14 protein-coding genes are annotated in these 18,773 nt (G+C 59.5%); 4 read left to right on the top strand and 10 right to left on the bottom strand.

From position 1 onward, the window contains the following. Nucleotides 1-42 precede the first annotated feature (42 nt). From L0U83_RS02835 to L0U83_RS02820, 4 genes are all read left to right on the top strand, one after another. Entirely contained in the window at nt 43-1,002 is a 960-nt protein-coding gene (locus L0U83_RS02835; protein WP_233883648.1) for a glycosyltransferase family 2 protein, read from the top strand. After that, nucleotides 995-1,453 carry a GtrA family protein gene (locus tag L0U83_RS02830; protein WP_233880310.1) on the top strand — a complete coding sequence of 153 codons (459 nt, stop codon included), beginning with the start codon at nt 995-997 and terminating at the stop codon, nt 1,451-1,453. The genes L0U83_RS02835 and L0U83_RS02830 overlap by 8 nt, the downstream gene beginning before the upstream one ends. A gap of 457 nt (nt 1,454-1,910) precedes the next feature. Then, nucleotides 1,911-3,677 (top strand): hypothetical protein, encoded by a 1,767-nt coding sequence (locus L0U83_RS02825; RefSeq protein ID WP_233880308.1) that lies wholly within the window; start codon nt 1,911-1,913, stop codon nt 3,675-3,677. A gap of 122 nt (nt 3,678-3,799) precedes the next feature. Further along, on the top strand, nt 3,800-4,714 hold the full coding sequence (locus L0U83_RS02820) for a transcriptional regulator (protein WP_233880307.1): 915 nt from the start codon (nt 3,800-3,802) through the stop codon (nt 4,712-4,714). 200 nt (nt 4,715-4,914) lie between these two features. Here the strand turns inward: L0U83_RS02820 and L0U83_RS02815 are convergent, their stop codons facing one another. The 10 genes from L0U83_RS02815 to L0U83_RS02770 all read right to left on the bottom strand — a co-directional run bounded on the left by L0U83_RS02815 (nt 4,915) and on the right by L0U83_RS02770 (nt 18,643). Beyond that, a complete protein-coding gene (locus tag L0U83_RS02815; protein ID WP_233880305.1) occupies nt 4,915-5,991 on the bottom strand; it encodes a glycosyltransferase in 1,077 nt (358 codons plus the stop codon). Between the two features lie 31 nt (nt 5,992-6,022). Beyond that, nucleotides 6,023-7,129: a glycosyltransferase family 4 protein gene (locus tag L0U83_RS02810; RefSeq protein ID WP_233880304.1), complete on the bottom strand. Its 1,107-nt coding sequence runs from the start codon at nt 7,127-7,129 to the stop codon at nt 6,023-6,025. 244 nt (nt 7,130-7,373) lie between these two features. Then, on the bottom strand, nt 7,374-8,468 hold the full coding sequence (locus L0U83_RS02805) for an acyltransferase family protein (protein WP_233880302.1): 1,095 nt from the start codon (nt 8,466-8,468) through the stop codon (nt 7,374-7,376). A gap of 169 nt (nt 8,469-8,637) precedes the next feature. Then, the gene (locus L0U83_RS02800; RefSeq protein ID WP_233880301.1) at nt 8,638-9,546 is read right to left on the bottom strand and encodes a glycosyltransferase family 2 protein; all 909 of its coding nucleotides are present in this window, start codon (nt 9,544-9,546) and stop codon (nt 8,638-8,640) included. Between the two features lie 172 nt (nt 9,547-9,718). Then, on the bottom strand, nt 9,719-11,017 hold the full coding sequence (locus tag L0U83_RS02795; protein WP_233880299.1) for an oligosaccharide flippase family protein: 1,299 nt from the start codon (nt 11,015-11,017) through the stop codon (nt 9,719-9,721). Then, nucleotides 11,010-12,410, bottom strand: coding sequence for a hypothetical protein (locus L0U83_RS02790; RefSeq protein ID WP_233880291.1), 1,401 nt, complete (start codon nt 12,408-12,410; stop codon nt 11,010-11,012). Before L0U83_RS02790 ends, L0U83_RS02795 begins: the two co-directional genes overlap by 8 nt. A gap of 63 nt (nt 12,411-12,473) precedes the next feature. Then, nucleotides 12,474-13,691, bottom strand: coding sequence for a glycosyltransferase family 4 protein (locus tag L0U83_RS02785; RefSeq protein WP_233880289.1), 1,218 nt, complete (start codon nt 13,689-13,691; stop codon nt 12,474-12,476). Beyond that, nucleotides 13,679-14,782: a glycosyltransferase family 4 protein gene (locus L0U83_RS02780; protein ID WP_233883647.1), complete on the bottom strand. Its 1,104-nt coding sequence runs from the start codon at nt 14,780-14,782 to the stop codon at nt 13,679-13,681. The genes L0U83_RS02785 and L0U83_RS02780 overlap by 13 nt, the downstream gene beginning before the upstream one ends. Nucleotides 14,783-15,240: 458 nt before the next feature. Continuing rightward, nucleotides 15,241-17,439, bottom strand: coding sequence for a GNVR domain-containing protein (locus L0U83_RS02775; protein ID WP_233880287.1), 2,199 nt, complete (start codon nt 17,437-17,439; stop codon nt 15,241-15,243). 112 nt (nt 17,440-17,551) lie between these two features. Then, on the bottom strand, nt 17,552-18,643 hold the full coding sequence (locus tag L0U83_RS02770) for a polysaccharide biosynthesis/export family protein (protein WP_233880286.1): 1,092 nt from the start codon (nt 18,641-18,643) through the stop codon (nt 17,552-17,554). Nucleotides 18,644-18,773: the final 130 nt, after the last annotated feature.

Raw genomic sequence — 18,773 nt, 5'->3', positions numbered from 1 at the left:
GATACCACTGTCCAGTCCAGTCCGACGCTCGCAGAGCCGCCCATGGTCGGCGAACCCTGCCTCCTGTCGCTCGTCGTGCCGTTCTACAACGAGGAGGAGATGATCGGGGCTTTTTTCAGCGCGGTAATTCCCGTACTCGAAGCGATCGACGGAACACAGTTTGAAATCGTCTGCATCAACGACGGCAGCCGCGATGACACGCTCCGTATGCTCATACGCATGTCGAATGAAGACAGCCGCATCCGCGTAATCGATCTGTCGCGCAATTTTGGCAAGGAAGCAGCACTGTCGGCGGGACTCGACGAAGCTCGCGGCACGATCGTGATCCCCTTCGACGCCGACTTGCAAGATCCGCCGAAAATCATTCCGTTATTGGTCGAGAAATGGCGGGAAGGCCACGACGTCGTCGTCGCCAAACGCGTCAGCCGGCTCACGGACTCCTTTCTGAAGCGCCAGACCGCGGCGATCTTCTACCGCATACACAATAAGATGTGCGACACGAAGATTCCGGAAAACGTGGGTGATTTCCGCTTGATTACACGTGAGGTCGTGGACGCACTCAAACAGCTCCCTGAAACACGCCGCTTCATGAAAGGCCTGTTCGCCTGGGTCGGATACCGGACCGCCGTCGTCGAATATGTGCGCGAACCACGCTTGGCCGGCAGGTCGAAGTTTTCCGGGTGGAAGCTGTGGAATTTCGCTCTGGAGGGCTTCACGAGCTTCAGCACGCTGCCGCTTCGCGTATGGACATACGTCGGCAGCTTCGTGGCGCTTGGCGCAATCCTGTATGCGTCGTTCCTCATTGTGCGCACCCTGATTCAAGGGGTCGCCGTGCCCGGTTATGCGTCGCTGATCTCCGCCGTCCTTCTGCTCGGTGGAGTTCAATTGATCGGTATCGGCGTACTCGGCGAATACATCGGCCGCATCTACTACGAATCGAAGAACCGGCCGGTCTACCTGATTCGCAGACGCTATCAATCTGCAGGCCCCAACGATGCCTGATCTGCGCGCGGTACGAAGGTTTGTGGTCTATGCAGGCGTCGGTGCGATCGGCACTGTCACGCAGTACGCGATTCTGATTGCGATGGTTCACTCCGGTTACGCCTCCCCGGCCCTCAGCTCGATGGTCGGGGCGAGCTTCGGCGCAATCGTCAACTACGCTCTCAACCGCCAGATTACGTTCCGAAGCAAAAGCAATCCACTGTCGACGGCACCGAAGTTTGCCATTATCGCCTTGCTTGGCGTGCTCATGAACGGCTTGTGCATGAAGTTCTTCGTCACAAGTCTTGGCTTGAACTATCTGATTGCGCAGCTCGTTACGACAGCCCTCGTGCTCGGCTTGACCTATCTGCTGAACTCGGCGTGGACGTTCAATGAGAAGGGGCACTTCACCGAAGCGGCCTCCAATGCGTCCAATAAGGTCTCGAGGGCAGGCGACGCATCGTCATCCTGAATGCTGCGCGACGAGCGACGCAAACCATTCGCCTCCGTCTGACTCCCAGTTCATCTCGCCCGCGCACGTCTGTGCGCCTGCGAACGCTGATGAACCTGCCTCGCTCGATCGAAAGGCGCGTTGCCCAACGCACAGAGAGGTTCGACTTCACCGGCTACATTCGTCGCGTAACTTGCCTGCACGGATGTAAGCGAGACGCCCTGCCGTCATCTGGCGGCCGGGACGACATCGAGTGGTGAACGAGGCGTGCAGAAACACGCTGCAGATTCCGCGAGTTCGCCACATTGTGCGGCATGGTTTCGGATCCTGACGGCGTTCGCGGCCGACAAAGCAGTCATCGGCCCGTGCTCATACTTCGACTGATATTGGGCGTTAGCAGCTCATTTTGCTGATTGGACCACTGGGCGATTAACTCCCTTATCGATTGATCTTTTGGCTGCGAGCGTGGAGGTGCTACATGACAATAAAGTGGTCACGGGGGAATGTGCATCTGATCCTGTCCTGGATCGTCGTCGGCGTACTCGGTGTCGTCGAAGGACTCTACGGGCGGACGCAATACTATGGCGACTGGATCTCGTATCTCAATGTCAGCTGGGCCGTCACGCATCTCGATTGGCGCGAAATTTTCAACCCCTTCTGGAATCCAGGATATCCCGCACTCGTTGCCGGTGCCCGGGCGCTGGCCGCCCCCACCCCGGACGGTGAGTGGTATGCAATAACGGCAATCAACTGGCTCATCTATCTGGTTGCTTATGCAGCCTGGCGCAGACTGATCCGCAGCGCTCTCGCGCTTTATTGGCCCGGTTCGCTTGCGCTGAGCAAGCACCCATTTACGATCTGGATCGGGGTATGCGTTTTTCTTGGCGGATGTCTGGCGCTTGACTCTGTTTCGGCCGCGTGTCCGGACTTGCTCGTGACCACGGGCTTCCTCCTGGCTTCCGGCCTGCTTCTATCCCTGATCCGCCGTCGTGACCTGCCCACTGCGATTTTGCTGGGTCTGGTCCTTGGCCTCGGCGTTTGGGTAAAAGGCGTATTCACTCCATTTGCCTGTCTCTTCATGTTGACGCTTTTCATCTATTGCTGCATGAAGGGCGGTTTGTGGAAATCATTCGGTGCGGTTGTGGGAACCTTCGGTGTTTTCTTTGCCGTCTACATCGCCGGGATTTCCTGGTCTTACGGGGAATTTACGCTTGGCGCCTCCGGTGCCTTGAATGTTCCGTGGCACGTGAACGAATTGCCTCACCTGACCAACTGGCAAGGCGGTCCGGCGCAGTTCGGCCAGCCAATCCATCCGACCAGTCAACTTGTAGCGGGCTTGCCGGTTTTCGGCTTTGGATCGCCTTTCCACACGACTTACCCCCCCTATAACGACGTCGCATATTGGTACAAGGGCTTTAAGTCGTTCTTCAGTCTGAAAATGCAATTGATAGCAATGGGCCGGTCGCTGTGGAGCTTGCAGCAGATACTCAAGCAACACCCAACCGTGCTTTCGGTCGCCGCGGCTTTCCTGTTTATCGTTGCCAGACGGCCATGGCGAACGTCGCTCGTCAAGACAATGCTCCGGACCTGGCCATTGCTGTTGCCGACCGTCGGAGCCTTTGCCACCTATTTTATTGTTCACGTTGAAGATCGCTATCTCAGTGCGTTCGTGATGGTCATTGCGCTTCTGACATGGGCGCCGTTGCTCGATGTAACGCTTCAATCGCGCCGCCTGCTCGCCACAGCGCTCGTCATCATCTATAGCGCAGGAGCGCTCGGTGAACTTGTGATGACCGATGGGCCTTCGTTCGTAGCTGCGGCTCGCCAGGCGGACTTTCACGACGACCCGAAATGGCGGATTGCTGATGCACTTACTGCCTCCGGGTTGCAGCCGGGGGACCCGGTCGCCGTGATCCGGGATAGCTATCCTACTGTCAGGGTCAGCTGGGCCTATGTGTCACGCTTGCGCATCGTCGCCGAATTCGGCGGCCTCCCGTATCGTATCGAGCCCCAGGACCGTAACCGCCTTGATCGCAAAGACGAAGTCCTCTGGCCGAATTTCAGTGAGACATTCTGGACGCAGCTTACGGCGCAACAGCGTGAAGACGTCATGCAAGCGTTCCATCAAAGCGGAGCGCGAGCGGTCGTTTCGCTGGCGATGCCGAATATTGAGCCCGGTCCTGGGTGGGTGGCCCTCAAGGGAACGCCCGCGTGGCTTTACAAGTTTGCCGATGTGGGCAAATAGAGCCAAGGCCGCATCTTGCTTTAGTTAATTAGTTGTACGTGTTTCGTGCGATCCACGCAATTGGGTGCCCAGGTGTCAAAGGGTATTGCATATCCCCCCATCAGACTAAAAGGAGCGATCATATGGAGACCACCACCGTTCCCCCGGTTCTCGAAGCAGCATTGCCTGACAAGTGGATCGACGCGGATGCTTCGGTGTTTCGGGAGAATTTCGAGCGCAAGAGTTTCGACGTCTCTCACCATCTGGCGTCCCATCCGCTCCTTCAACTTCCTCAATTGATGGAATTGGCGGAGCGCACCCTGAAAACGCGTCCAGCTGACCTCTACTACGACATGGGTGACGTCGCGCCGGGTCAAAAATGGAAAGATACGAATCGCGCGTTCTCACCGCTGAATGCATTAGAGCAGTTGGAAGACTCCAACGCCTGGTTCATTTTCAGAGGTCCGCAACAAGATCCGGCCTACGCCGAGCTGTACAGGCATGCGATGGCGGAAATCAAGGGAATGGTCGGCGGCGACATCGAATCCAGTATCAAGCGGGAGGACCTCATTATTTTCGTGACGTCACCGAAGCGGGTGACGGCGTATCACATCGACCGTGAATGCAATTTCATTCTTCAAATCCACGGGCGAAAGGACTTGTACGTCTTTGATCGGGAAGACCGGCAGGTGCTTCCGGAGGTGGAACTCGAGCGATTCTGGACGATCGACCACAACGCGCCAAACTATAGACCCGAGTTGCAGGACAGGGCAAAGACGTACAGACTGGCCCCCGGAACCGGCGTTCACGTTCCGGTCAACTGCCCCCATTGGTTGAAGAACGGCGACAATATCTCGGTGACGTTAAGCGTAAATTTTCAGTTTCTCAACACGCTGCGGGCGGATGTCTATCGGACAAACTATTACCTCCGAAAGCTTGGCATCAACCCCACTCCGCCTGGACGAAGCGCGGTGCTGGATCGGGCCAAGGCCGCGGCGTTCTCGGCGGTGAATGCCGCGCGACGCGTTGCGAAGTCGGCCTTACCAGGAGGCGACTAGTCTTGCGTTTTCGCCCGGAGTTCCTGCGAGGGCGAAAAGCAAGAACTGGCACGACCGCGTTTCCAGAATTGCCTTGGCCCGCCCGGCCCGCCGTGGCGGGCCTTGTTGTTGTACGCATAAGCAATCGAGCGTGCCATGCGAGCAATGCGCGGCCACCGACGCTGCGTCCCTCGCAATCGCGTACAGCACGATCCGCCGAATCACCCGACCTTCTCAACCAGCTCTCTCCAGCTAGCGAGTATAGGTTCACGCGCAAAAATCTCGAGATGCGCGCGTGCCTGAGAAATCCGCCGGACACGCTCCTCGTCCGGCATTTCGGCTAGCGAATGCATACCATACGCGATGGATTCGCGAGCAAGCGGATCGGCGCACAGCATCGCGTCACCGCCAACTTCCGTCAGGATGCTCGCGCGGGAAACGAGGCAAGGCAAATCGTGCTCTATCGCCTCGATCACCGGCATTCCGAATCCTTCCAGCAGACTCATCAGCACGAAACCGGATGCGTTGCGGTAAAGCCAGCGAAGCTCGTCATCTTTCGTATATCCAGGCATCACGACACCCGGAGATTGCTTCGCGAGTTCAATAGCGACGTCGGCGCCAGACTCGCGCCCGCCGACAATGACGTACTGCCACCCTTTCTCCACAAGTCCGCTTGCCGAGAACGCCTCGATACAACGTGCCTGATTCTTGCGATTACCGATACTCCCCACCGTCAGCAGAAAACGGCGCGAAACGCCCTCCACCGGACGCCCCTCTCCTTCCTTTACCCCCAAACGGGTTGGAATATAGATGACGCTCGACGAAGCAAAGTCATTACCGTAGAGCCCGTGAAATTCCCGCTGGGAAGTCTTGCTGACAAAAACCATATGGGGCTTCATTCGCCTGATCTGCTCATAAGCCAGGAGATACAGATCTTCCACACCCGGCGCGAAGTATTGGGGATGGGTGATCGGACCCACATCGTGGCAGAGCACAATGTCCCGTGCTTCCAGGCGATGACGCACAACGCTGAGCGGGTCGAGATGCAGCGTAGGGCGCGGATCGCGGATCACCGGCAACATTGAAACCAACCGGGAGCGGTGTACCCGCGCAATGGTTTCCTTGTGGGTCAAGCGGCCCGCGATCCGGCGCATCAGATCACTGTGGGGAAATTCGTGAAATCGTCCGTAGTGGACCCTCGTCACCCTGGGGCCGAGCGTTGAAATGATGTCCTTCCCCAAAAAGAGCTTGCCGGTTCGATCATTGAGCGCCAATGAGAAGTCGACATCAATAGACATTGCGTGCCCCCAATATCGCTTTATAAGGAATTCAGCCGCTCACGGCCTTCACGGCATCGAACACGCTGCGCGCCGCCTGTCTCCAGGTGAAGCCGCCAGCCTGCCGGAGTCCGGCGGATATCAGGGATTCCCGCACCGATTCATCATTGAGTATGGCCAGAATATTCAGCCGCCACGCGTCCGGGTCGAACGGATCGGCATAAAGCACCGCTTTGCCGCAAACTTCCGGAAGCGCGCCAAACGGCGCAGCTACGACCGGGCAACCGAGCGCCATCGCCTCCAGCGGCGGCAGACCAAACCCTTCCGTAAGCGAGGGAAAGGCCAGCGCGCCGGCATGGGTCATCAGCCCAACGAGTTCGGCGTCGCTAATGCGGCCGGTAAATCGCACGTTGGAAGGCACGACATGCCCGAGACTTTCAAAGTCGGCCTGCGTCGCACCACCGAAGAGCACGAGTTCGACGTCGCTCAGCTGTGCGCCGGCGAAGGCCTTGAGCAAGATGCCGATGTTCTTGTGTTTCTGGGTGTTCGCGAGCGCCAGCACGTAGCGCCGCGGCTTCAGGTTCAATGCGGCAAGCTGCCGCGCGTCGGGCCGGACCTGCAGAACATGATCACAGCCGTTATGCACAACAACAATCTTGTCGGCATTGGCAATGCCGTAGCGCACAAGCTCGGCTTTAGAGAACTCGGATACGGTAAAGATGATCTTGTGCCGTTTGCCGATGAAAAAGTAGAGCGATTTGTACCAAAGCCGAAAAGGAAGCGAATAGGAATCAGGGGCGGAATACACCTGTGCATCGTGAATCATCGTCGCCGAATCTCGATGCATCAGTGGCCCGAGGTTGCATAGATTAAGAATGAAATCCCTTCTGCGAGCCAGCGGAAGATAGCATTGCTCCCACGCGATTCGGTGAATCCTGCGAACCCAGCGACTCTCGCGAACGCACGCAATATTGCGGTAGGGCGGAATCTCGACGCGGTCTCTGACGACGAGTGCACAATCGACACCGTTGCCGGCTTGCCCGGCAATCAGCGCATCGGTCGCGGCAACGAGTTGCTCGGCAACCTTGTGCACGCCCGTCGGCGCTGCTCCGAAGAACTTGCCGTTGAAAGCTATCGTCTTCGACGCGATCGTTTTCATAGCCAACCCCCACGCTCAAGCGTCATCTCTTTTCACACAATGTCCCGGCAATCGTTGAGATGGCCGCGACGATAGCCCCAGAGTTTCCGAACAGTATTGGCGCCACGCGATTTCGGTCCTGACGCGGGTCCATGCGGCTTTCTCCGACGGGTATGCTATCGACACAGCCGGCGCGACACTGCTGGATACCGCACGCAAACGCGTGCATATCCAGCGTGCAAGCGGGCGATCGCTGCGCACCGGCTCAAACGGGGGTATCGGCCGCCGTGGAGTCGAGCACCGCTTTAGGCGTCGACCGGCCAAATCGGGAAACGAGCCAGGCGCGTATGGGCGTATCGATGAAGCGCATGATGAGATAACTGGTCAACAGGATCGCGGGCAGGAATACGGCGGCCTCCAGAATCGGATCCTTTCTGTGCATCAACTCCTGATAGGTGCCGTTGAGCCAGACAAACGTCGGGTAATGCAACGCGTACACCGGATACGACAGTTCGCCAAGAACCAGCGCGACCGTCCGCACATGCCCGGTGAGCGCAATCGAAGACCCGCCGAGGATCAGCAACGGCATCACGGCTGCAGCCCACAGCCACTGTACGAAGAAGGGGATCTGGCCATTCCACCCCATAATGACGATTGTCGCCACGCACGCGGGAAGAAATAGCGATTTCCAGATCTCAAACGAAAGCAGTCCGAATTTCGCATGAGCGTGATAAATCAGGACGCCCAGATAGTAGGCGCCAAATACACGTGGAAAGCCGGAAAGGAAAGTCTGCGGCGTATCGCCTCCCATGCCGGACACCGCGGTAAGCGCATAGCCCGCGATCGCCACGACGAGTGCGAATTTCATGCCGTCGAACCGGCGTGTGAGCATCCAGAACAGGTTGACGACCAGCTCGAGGAAAAGCGTGTATTGGGGGCCATTGAGCGGAAACACCTGCGGCCCTCCAATGGCATGCGGAGCACCGAAGGACGGAATGCACGACAGACCGAGGAGCGTGGCGGCCGCGAGCCAGCCTGGAGAAATGTCGGCATCGTGAAGCAGAACAACTCTCGCTGCCAGATACGATGCACTCAACAGGGTTCCGATCACGATCATCGGCATCAGCCGTATGAGTCTGATGCGCGCAAAAAGCGCACCGCTCATTCCTCTTTCGAAGCGCCGGTGGTACGCCACACACAGGACGTAACCCGACAGGCCAAAGAAGAAGTCGACAGCAATGCCCGCGTTTGGGGCCAGCCAAGGGATCCCAAGCCAGTGATTGAGGTGAAAGAGCAGGACCGATATGGCTGCGAGGCCGCGCAGGCAATCTGGCACTGCCAAATGGGAGTCTTTGTTCATCGCAAGCAACTAACACCAACTTTTTGGGCAACCTTCTACTTTGCCTTCACAGGCTTGTGCATAGCGTAGGGCGCTACTGGACGCGCCCCTAGCGCTTGTTTCTTGATTGTGTACGGTCAGGCACAATGCCAGCGGCTCTCAATGCGTTCTGCCTCGTACCTGGCAATTTCTAAAAACTCTCGGGTCGCTCAGGCGTCAGCCTTCCTCGAAGGAAGTCCCACAATCCGATCAAATTGCCAACCAGGCGCCCTCGCCGGTCGATCCATGGCTCCGGCGCAAAGCTTCGCACGATATTGCTCGCGATATTGCGTATGACATGATCGACGGCCGGGCGCAAAGGCATCGTTTTCTTTTTCACCAGATAGAACGGATTGATGACCTGCGAATAGCCAAGTTTGCAACCGGACACCCTGCCGCGCTTGACGCCCAGGTGCACGCCGAGCGCAGTATTGATGCGCACGACAAGACCGCCCCGATTCCAGATCTGGCCTCCGAAATCACGATCCTCCTGCCAGCCATAGAGAACGAGGCGCTCATCAAAGCGGAGGCCAGCGATGCTGCTGGCGCGGAACGCCATGTTGCACCCGTAGGGACCACCGGTCGGCGCGACGATCAACCTTTCCGGAAGATCACCGATCCTGGCAACGATGGCGCGCCCTTCTTCAAAGGAATAACCTGGCCCATGAATGCCATCTGCGATGACGGTTCCGGTGACACAGGCAATCGATGGATCGCTATCCAGGGCCTTGAGGACTTCCGCAATCCACTCGCTATGCATCAGGAAGTCATCGTCCAGAAACATCACGACGTCGACGTCGTCCGGCACATGATTCAACGCGTGATTACGTTGCGTCGTGAGCCCAGGCCGCCCCTTCAACACGATCATTCCAGGTCGGACGGACAAATCGCCAACGTCCTCATCCGAGACGCAGGACACGATCATCAGATCAGGCTTGACCCTCTGCAAGTCGACGAAGGCGACGACGTCTTTGAGAACATCTGGGCGACCACGCGTGGCGAAGATCAGGCAGATTCTCGGTTCTTTGCGAAATGAAGGCTGACTCATTGGCTCGGCCATCGTGACTCGCGAACTGAAGCTCGATTCCATCATTGACCTCATCGATCATTGCCCGCAGGAATGTGACTGACGCGGTATCGGTACGACAGGCATCGCTTTTCTGCCTGCCGCACGCGCCCACAGACCTCACACGCGCCCCACGACGCATGTGCAAAACGATTCGTTGACCGCGTTATTCGAGCCATCTTCCGAATCTCGCAGGCAATGAGAAACCTTCGTTGATTCCGAGAATTTCCCGGAGCAGTCCCAGGCGCCAGATTCCGATCATCAACATCACCAGCAACGAACCCTCCGCCAGTATCCGCGCGTAGACCATACCTGCGGCCCCCCAGTGGCTGGCAAGCGGAATAGCCGCCACCAGGTTCACCGCCGCGCTGATCACGCCGCTCCATGCAAGCAGCCTCTCGAGCTTGCGGGGAATCAGGAAATACATACCCAATACGCGCGTGCACACGGTAAGCGGCAGGATGAAAACCATAATATTGAGAACCGGGACGGCATGACGGAGTTCCGGTCCAAATACTAGCGGTATGAGCCATTCAGAGAGCAATCTCGTGATGATCACACCCGCGACCGCTCCCAGAAAGAAGACCGCGAATGTGCGCCGGGCAAGCAGATTGGCTCGGGCCGGGTTACGGGTAACCAGATACATGACCTTCGGTGCCAGGATTTGGGCTGCGGGAGACATGATGCTCAACGCGGCGCCAACCAGACGCTCAGAAAGACCAAAGGCACTCACTTCCGGAGCTGCGGCAAGTAGCGACAAGATATAGGTGGATGCGTCTAGCACCAATACCGCCGTTCCACTGTAGATGAAGATCGTAGCCGAGCGCTTGATCAGACCCACGGCCGCACGCAGGGGAGCAATGAAGCCGGTGTATTCTTTTCGAACCAGCCAGTAGGCCACCAGCGTCTGGATCATGCTGGAGGCAAAAATCACGGGAAATGCCAGGTCGACATCAGCCGGCTTCCGGATGAAGGCAAATATCATTGCGAGCGAAAGCACGAGCCCCAGGACTTCGATCAGGACATTCGTCCGCGGACGTCCCGTGCTGGTGAAATACCAACCAATGTTAAAGGCGGACAGCAGCCCTCCGGCGACGACGAAAAAGCCCGCAAGCGGCACATTCGCAATAATTTCCGACCGGCTAACCGCAATGCCTCCGATGATCGCGCCGGGAATGGACAACAGCAGCCGGGCCGTAAACTGATCCCGAAAAATCGTATCGCGTTCGCTCGCGATTTCGGTGTGGACGATATCCCGTCCCCCGATGGTAGAGAACCCGAAGTTGACTAGCAGCCAGAGCGCACTGGAAAGTGACAACCCGGCCAACACCACGCCGTAACCACTCGAACCCAGCACTCTTCCGTAATAAGGAATCAGGATGAGCGGGTACAGGTAACGTACCGCGTACGAAAAGTAAACCGCTAGCAGTTCAAGCTTTGATAGCGACGCGTGAACCTTATTCATGAGCCCCCCTGGCAACCCATCCGCCACGCGCGGGCACACGTCGCAGCACACGCGGCGAGAGTGCGCCCGCTGCGGCCGCAAACATGTAGAAACATGTACCTAATTCGAAGACGCTAAGCGAGGCCGAAGCCACGATCAGCGTCGAGATCATGGCGTGCCGCGCCGCGTAGCAGACGGCGCGCTCCGTGAAGGGGTAATGGGCAGGCACCGGTACCAGTAGCGTCTTGCCCAGGAACATCCCATAACACACCACGCCCACGATACCGAGGCTTCCCAAAAGCACCACCAGAAAGCTCGACGCACGAATGCTGCCAAGCCCAACGCCTATTCCCCACGTGTCGAAGAAGTTGGTGATAGCCTGGGCGTTCCACCCCATCCGCTCAACGCCGGAGTCACTACCTGCCTTGCTCAGAATCGCGGCGTCGACGAAATCCCCGAGCACTTTCACCACCCCGGGCAAAAAGACGATCACGTAGAGCACGCCCAACAAGCCCGCACATGCCGAGACAACCCATAGCCGTTGCTTGCGCACGGTAGCGAAACGTGAGATCACACCGGGGCGGCTGATTAGCAATACGAACTGATACGCCCCTAAACCGACATACGCGGTTCCCGAAGTCGACAACAGCAGGAGGCATCCCGTTGAAATCGCAAGGGGACCGGACAACTTCGGACGATAGCCGACCAGCCAGAGATTCAGGCAAAAGATAAAGATCGGCAGCGTAAAAGCGGCAAAACCCGAGGTTTCACTGAACGTGCCGCTGATGCGAACCAGTCCGGCCATCTCCTGGCCAGTCAAGTCGGCGAACTGCGCTGTCTTGATGGAAGAGAGGATGTCGAGGCCCGCCGCGTGCGCAACGATATCAATCACGCCAGCAAGCGTGTCGAGCGCGGCGAGCAAAAAGATGGCGTTTGCGAGTGTCCGGTACACCCCACGATATTTCAGGAATGCGAACATGGAGCAGTACACCACGACGTCGGCAATGCAATAGATCGTTTGGGACAGATTGCCGGAGACCGGGCCAAGTGGCTGCAATATGATGAACTGGCTGCTGCGGTCGACAGGGAACACGAGTGTCGCGCCGCCCAGCAAACGCGGCAGCAGGATGGCACCCACCACAGCCCACACGCAGGTGCACAGCAGCCAGAAGCCGGGCTTGCCCTGCGCGACCGCGTCAGCGAGCCCCTTCCCGCCTACGAGATTGAATGCCCTGAGTGCGAAGAACGCGAGAAAGGCTTGCGCCGGCAAAATGCCGATGCCGCCCAGCCCGAACGCGAGCGTGCATCCGAACAGGGCAAACGCCGCCATGCAGTAAATCGCGCCGCGATACGACGCGTAGAGCGCCGCAAGTCCGGCGACGAACACGATGACTCCGAATATCGTCAGTTCCACTTGCCGAAACCCCTATCCGTTCACCCAGCATTCATGCGTGAACGGTCTCGTTATCGCGCCAACTCAGGCTGAATGCCAGCGCCGCACCACTGGCGGCACATCGGCAAACCCCTTGTCGGCATCCATTGCGCGTTCCACCACGCTTAAAAACTCCTGCTTGAATCGCTCTTGCGTAAAGCGCATCGCATTGCGACGGCAAACTTCCGCTTTGAGCGGTGGTTGCCGCTCGAAACGCTCGACCGCATCGACGATCGATTCCACGCTCTGCTCGCTGAAGAAGAGCCCCGTGCCGCGTTCGGGGTCCGGCGAATCCACCACGATCTCCCGTGACCCGCCACGACCCAAAGCGATGACCGGCGTGCCGCAGGCCTGTGCCTCGACGACCGAAATGCCAAAGTCCTCTTCCGCGGCGACGACGAACGCCCGCGCACGCTGCATGTAGTCCACCAGAACGCCGTCGGGCTGATAGCCAAGCAACGTCACATTGGACGTCGCACACGCCTTGACGCGTGCAAAGTCGGCGCCGTCGCCGATCACCACGAGACGCCGCGACGGCATCGCGGCAAATGCCTCGACGATGAGCGGTATCCGCTTGTATGGCACCATGCGCGAGGCGATCAGATAGAAGTCTTCATGGTGGCTACTCAATTCGAACCGCTCCACGTCGACTGGCGGATAGACCACGGCGGCTTCGCTGCCGTAGGCCTTGCGAATGCGCCGCCCAACAAACACGGAATTGGCGACGAAGGCATCTACGCCGTGCGCCGTGCGCTGGTCCCAGATACGCATGTAGTGAAGCAATGCGCGCACGATCCAGCTTTTCATGCCGTGCTGCAGCCCGGCCTCGCACAGATACTGATGCTGCAGATCCCACGCGTAGCGAATCGGCGAATGGACATAACTGACGTGCACCTGGTTGGGCCCCGTCAAGATGCCCTTCGCCACCGCATGGCTCGAAGAAATCACGAGATCGTACGACGAGAGATCGAACTGCTCGATAGCCAGCGGCATGAGCGGCAGGTAGCTGCGAAACGATTTGCGCGCCCGCGGCAAATGTTGAATGAACGAGGTCGTGGCATGTCTTCCACCCAGCACCCCACGCAGCGAGTCCGGGAAGAAGTCGACGACGCTGTAGAGATCCGCCTGGGGAAACAGCTGAAGAATCTGCTCGACTACCTTTTCCGATCCCGCGTAGGTGACGAGCCACTCATGCACGAGCGCGACACGGCCGAACCGGCGTGTATCGTTGGCTAGATTGGATGCAAGCGTTACGTTAGCCACGGTGAGATCTCCTCGATCAACCTGGTGGCAGTCGCTTGCCAGGTGAGTTCTGCAGTCCGGGCGCGGCCTCGCTCGCGCAGACTGTCACGCAACGCGGCATCGCTCGTGATTCGTTCAAGCAGGCTCGCGAGCTCAGCAGGATCGTCCGGTGAGGTGTAGAGCACGGCGTCGCTGCACGCCTCCTCGACAGCCGGCAACCGCGAAGCGATGACGGGGCAGCCAAGCGCCAGCGCCTCGACTGGCGGCAGTCCGAAGCCCTCGTAACGCGACGGATAAACGAAGCAGGCTGCGCGCCGATAGAGCGCCGCGAGTTCGCCGTCAGTCACGTACCCGAGGTGCTTCACGAACTCGGGCAACGCGTCCTGGCCCGTTCCGTAGACGCGTGCATCGCCGCCGCCCACCACGACGATGTCGAACTGCGCGTCGCGGATGAGTCGCGCGGCCTCGGCCACAAGCTGAAAATTCTTGTGACGGTTGAGGCTGCCCACCGCAAGTACGAATGGGCGCTCGCCGAACGAGTTTGCCGTCGCGCCCCCATCCTGTTGCACACGCAACATGTGCTCGCCGCTCTCCGACACGACGCCGATCTTGTCCGCAGGAATCCGGTAAGCGTCACACAGCTCACGCCGCGAAAATTCGGACACGGTAATCACCCGGCGCGATATGCGTCCAAGACGCGGCGCCATCAGCCGATACCAGGCAACAAAGGACCTGCTGTAGCTGTCCGGCACGCGCGCGGGCGCCGCGTCGTGCAGCACCGTAATTTGACTGCGATACATCAGCGGCCCGGAGTTGCAGAGATTGAGCAGCAGCCGGCCGCGTGCAGCTTGAGGAAGCGCCAGTTGTTCCCAGCGCAGGCCACCGCCTTTTCCGCTCGCTCGCAGCGCGACGTGCCGGAATGGATTCGGCATGGCGGCCAGCGCTTCGGGCACGATGATTTCGGTCCGCAATCCGGCGACGCGTGGATCGCGCAACTCGATCAATTGATCGAGCGCGCGGATCGTCTCGAACGCAAAGCGATCGACACCCGTCGCACGGCGACCCAGGAAGCGGCCATTGATCATCAGATTGGGGGCAAGCACGTGTTTCATCTCAAGGTGGAAGGCATCGCTCACGGCCGGATTCGACGGGCCACGCCATGCAATTCATATGTCTTGAAGTGTCGCCGGTCTTCGCATCGGCGAATGTTCGCCGTCGCTCATGTGGCGCCAACTCACACATTCAAACCCGGTTTTGAAGGATCGATTGCGAATTCCCGTGGAAAGGAACCGCTAGTGCGATTGGCGGATCCGGTCGAATAACGCGTGACGGGGATGAGTTCGCGCCTCGCGCAGGCGGAAAGTCAGCCTGCCGGGCCCGACCTGGCGCCACCGTCGATCACGCAACGCATCGAGATCGCAGGTGAAGGCGTGGGCTGAAGCAGGTCGAATCTGCTCCAGCCCTTGAGGCGCAGCTTGACCATCAATTCAATGGACCGCGGCGCGGCCACTGACGAAAAGATCGGGCGATATTGCATCGACAGAAGTTCGAGTCAGCCGGCAGTCACCGGCTACTCCGCCTTCGCAGTCCCCGTATCCTTGGCAAAGCCGTAGCTCGAATAGCCATACGCGGCATACTCGTTGCCATAGCGTCCCGGACGCGACGTCATGTCATTGAAGATCACACCGCGAATTGGCACGCCAACCTGTTCAAAGCGACGCACGGACTCGCGCAGATCAGCCACGCTCGTCGCGCCCTGGCGCGCGATCACGAACACGGTGCCAGCCAGTTTCCCGATGATCCCGGCGTCGGCTACCGGCAAAACTGGCGGCGCGTCGATCAGCACGAGGTCATACGTCACATTGGCCCAGGCCACGAAATTCTTGAAAGCGTCTGTTCGCAGCAGTTCGCTGGCATTCGTCACATAGCCTCCGGTCGCAACGAAGTCGACGCCCGGCATCACATCGCGATTCACCACGTGGTCATAGCTTTGGCACTGGTCGAAGATGTTAGTGACGCCTGGATTACTCGGCACTGCCATATGCTGGTGCAGCGAGCCCCGCCGCAGATCCGCGTCGACGAGGAGCACACGCTTGCCCGCCCCACCGAATACGGCCGCCAGATTGACCGAGACGAACGACTTGCCCACCATCGGCGTCGGCCCCGCCAGCAGCACGACACGATTGGCTGCCTCCTCCAGAGAATGTTCGAGCGCACTGCGGAAGCTGCGCAGGCTCTCGACCGCCGGGTCGAACACGGCCTTGTGCGCGAGCACCGTGTTCGCGCCCGGCGCGCCGTGCGGCAGGCGACGCGTAAGCGAGTGCTGAATGCGGCTGCGCGGTACGGCCGCGAAGACTGCGAGTCCGGTGCCCGCTTCGATCTCGTCCACGACGGAGACGCCGCGGTTGAGCCTCTGACGCAGCAGCACGAGCGCAGCGCCGGCAAACAAGCCGGTAAACACGGCCGCGGCCACGATGATGGCGCGCTTGGGCCGAATCGGTCCTTCTGGCGGCACCGCCGCGTCGATCATCCGCACATTCGACACGCGCCCTGCCTTGATCAGACGCAACTGCTCGCGGCTGTTCAAAAGATTCGTGTAGATGTTCGTATCGACGGTCACTTCCCGCTGCAGGCGCACGAGCTGCTGCTCCACCGGCGGCAACGCACGAGTCTGCCCAGCCAGGTGTTCCAGTGACTTCTGCGCTTCGGACAGTTGCCCGTTGATGGCCACGAGTGCCGGATTGTCGTCGGTGAAACGGGCCATCGCTTGCGCGCGCTGCTGTTGCAGATCGGCGATACGCTGCTGCGCCAGCGCCGAACTCTGCAACAGTGCCGAAGCTTCGGCATCCAGATTAACGGCGCCGTGCTCCGATCGGAATGAGTTGAACTCGTTCTCGGCTTTTTCGAGCTGGGCCTTCAGCAGAGGCAGTTGCCGATCGAGGAAGGCAATCTGCTTTTCCGCTTCTTCCTGCGTGCGCTGGGCGTTCTGCCGGATGTATTCGTTGCCGATCGCGTTGAGAATGGTGCTGGTGAGCACCGGGTCTTCGCCATCCAGCGAAACACCAATGACATCGGATTCCTTACCCTTCTCCGTAATGGCGACCGCCGTCTGCAGCCCCTGGATCGCGCTCAGTTCGGACAGGCGCATCACATTGAAGACCGTGCCCGGTTGCCCATCAATCCGGCCCACGAGGAGTTCGATTGAGCCGCCCACCGTCGGCGCGTGGAGCACTTCTCCCACATGCCCTTCGAGCGTGATGCCGCCCCCCTCGAGCGTATAGACCCCCTTGCCCCGGTAGGTCAAGACGAACGGTCTGCCTTGCAGGCGCGTCGGCACGTCGAATTGCGTCACCTCGATCGCCTCGTCGCCCCATGCGTAGCCGCCCCATCCCGACCAGCCATCGAGGCTCAGATGTCGCGCGGCCCAGCGGCCCACCACAGGGAAATAGCGCGGCGTCGCCTTGATATAGAGTTTGGTCGCATCGACGGCGGACGACACGACCATCCGCGAACGCAACACCTCCATTTCCGCGGACGCCTGGGTCTTGACGGCGAATTGAGAGGAAATATCGGCCAGTGCCGATTTCGCCGCACTCGGGCTCTCTTCCACCTGGATGAGCATGTCCGATTGATAGACAGGGGACGCCAGCACCGCATAGAGGGTGCCGATAAGCGTAAAGATTATCGTGACGATCAGGATCGTCTTGCGGCCCGCATACAGCGTGTCCAGCAGATTGCCCATGTGCCCGCCGTCGGGGGCGATCGGCATGATCGTCTCCGCAGGCCCTTCAAGAAGGTAGTCGCGGTGATTCATATTGTTCCCCCGATTGCGAACAGGTCGACTGACTCGGTTCGTGTGTTTTGTATAGTTCATGTGGGCATCAGTATCCAATCGCGCGGCTCGTGGCCGCGGCCTGCGTCGTCGGCAGAATCAGGCTGATGACACGACTCCACTTCACGAGAGCAGATGTATCGACGAACACGACATCGTTGGGCTTGAGCTCGAACGAGTCGGCCGTGGCCATCGCCGAAGCGCTACTCGCGTCGAGATGGAACACGACCGGCTCGCTGGTATCGCGTCCACGCACGACATACACCTGCGATGCATCGCCCGACGACTGGTTGATCCCTCCCGCATTGCCAATCGCCTCGTTGAGCGACATACGTCCGTTGTTGAACATCACGCCGCCAGGACGTTCGACCTCGCCGACCACGAAAACCTTGCTGTCTGTCTGCGCAAAGATCCGCACAAGGTCGCCATCGCGCAGAACGATCCGGTCGGGATTGAACCCCTTGCGGATCATCGCCGGCATATCGATATCCACGGTAGTGTCGCCACGTGTCACAGACACATGCGAGCGGTCGGCATTGGCGGTGAAGCCACCAGCGCGATTGATCGCCTCGGGCAACGTCATCGGTCTGTCGTTGAGCACTTGCACGCCCGGCGTCTTGACCTCGCCGTCCAGATACACGCGCTTGCTGCGATAGGTCTCGATGCGCACGGTGATCTGCGGCTGACGCACGTATTTCGCAAGCTTCTGCGCGAGGACGTCGCGCACGCCCATCTCCGACAGACCCAAGACTTTCAGCGGACCAATATAGGCATACTGAATAAAGCCGTTGTTATCGACGGTGTAGCCGGACGCAACCGAACTGGCGCCCGATGGAGCGTCGCCGGCACCGGCCCCGCCGGGCAGGTTGAGCTCAGGGTGATCCCACACCACGATGGTGAGAATATCGCCCGGGCCGATTTCATACGGCGTGGCCTTGGCGAACATGTGTTCCACGTCCGTGGGAATGCCCTTGGGCCGCTCCGCAGCCTCCTTGTCCACCAGGTCACGCGTGATCTCGACGAGCTTGCCGGACGGCGCGCCTGCGATTCCCTTGGCCACGACACTATCGGGCACCGCCGTGCCGGATGCCGCATGGGCGCCCGTGTTCGCCCCGGCGCTACCCCCGCCGGTGTAAGTCATGCCCGGCGCCAGGGCACAGCCGCTCAGCGCCGTGAGCGCCAGGCAAACGGCAAACGTAGCCCCGCGGCGCAGCGCGCCCGCCAGTCCTAAATTCCGCACGATACACGCGTGCGCACTCCCGATCCAGTCC

The organism is Paraburkholderia flagellata (assembly GCF_021390645.1).
Taxonomy (GTDB): Bacteria; Pseudomonadota; Gammaproteobacteria; order Burkholderiales; family Burkholderiaceae; genus Paraburkholderia; species Paraburkholderia flagellata.
Note: the sequence above shows the minus strand (reverse complement) of the source record. Positions and strands in the feature narration are given on the sequence as shown.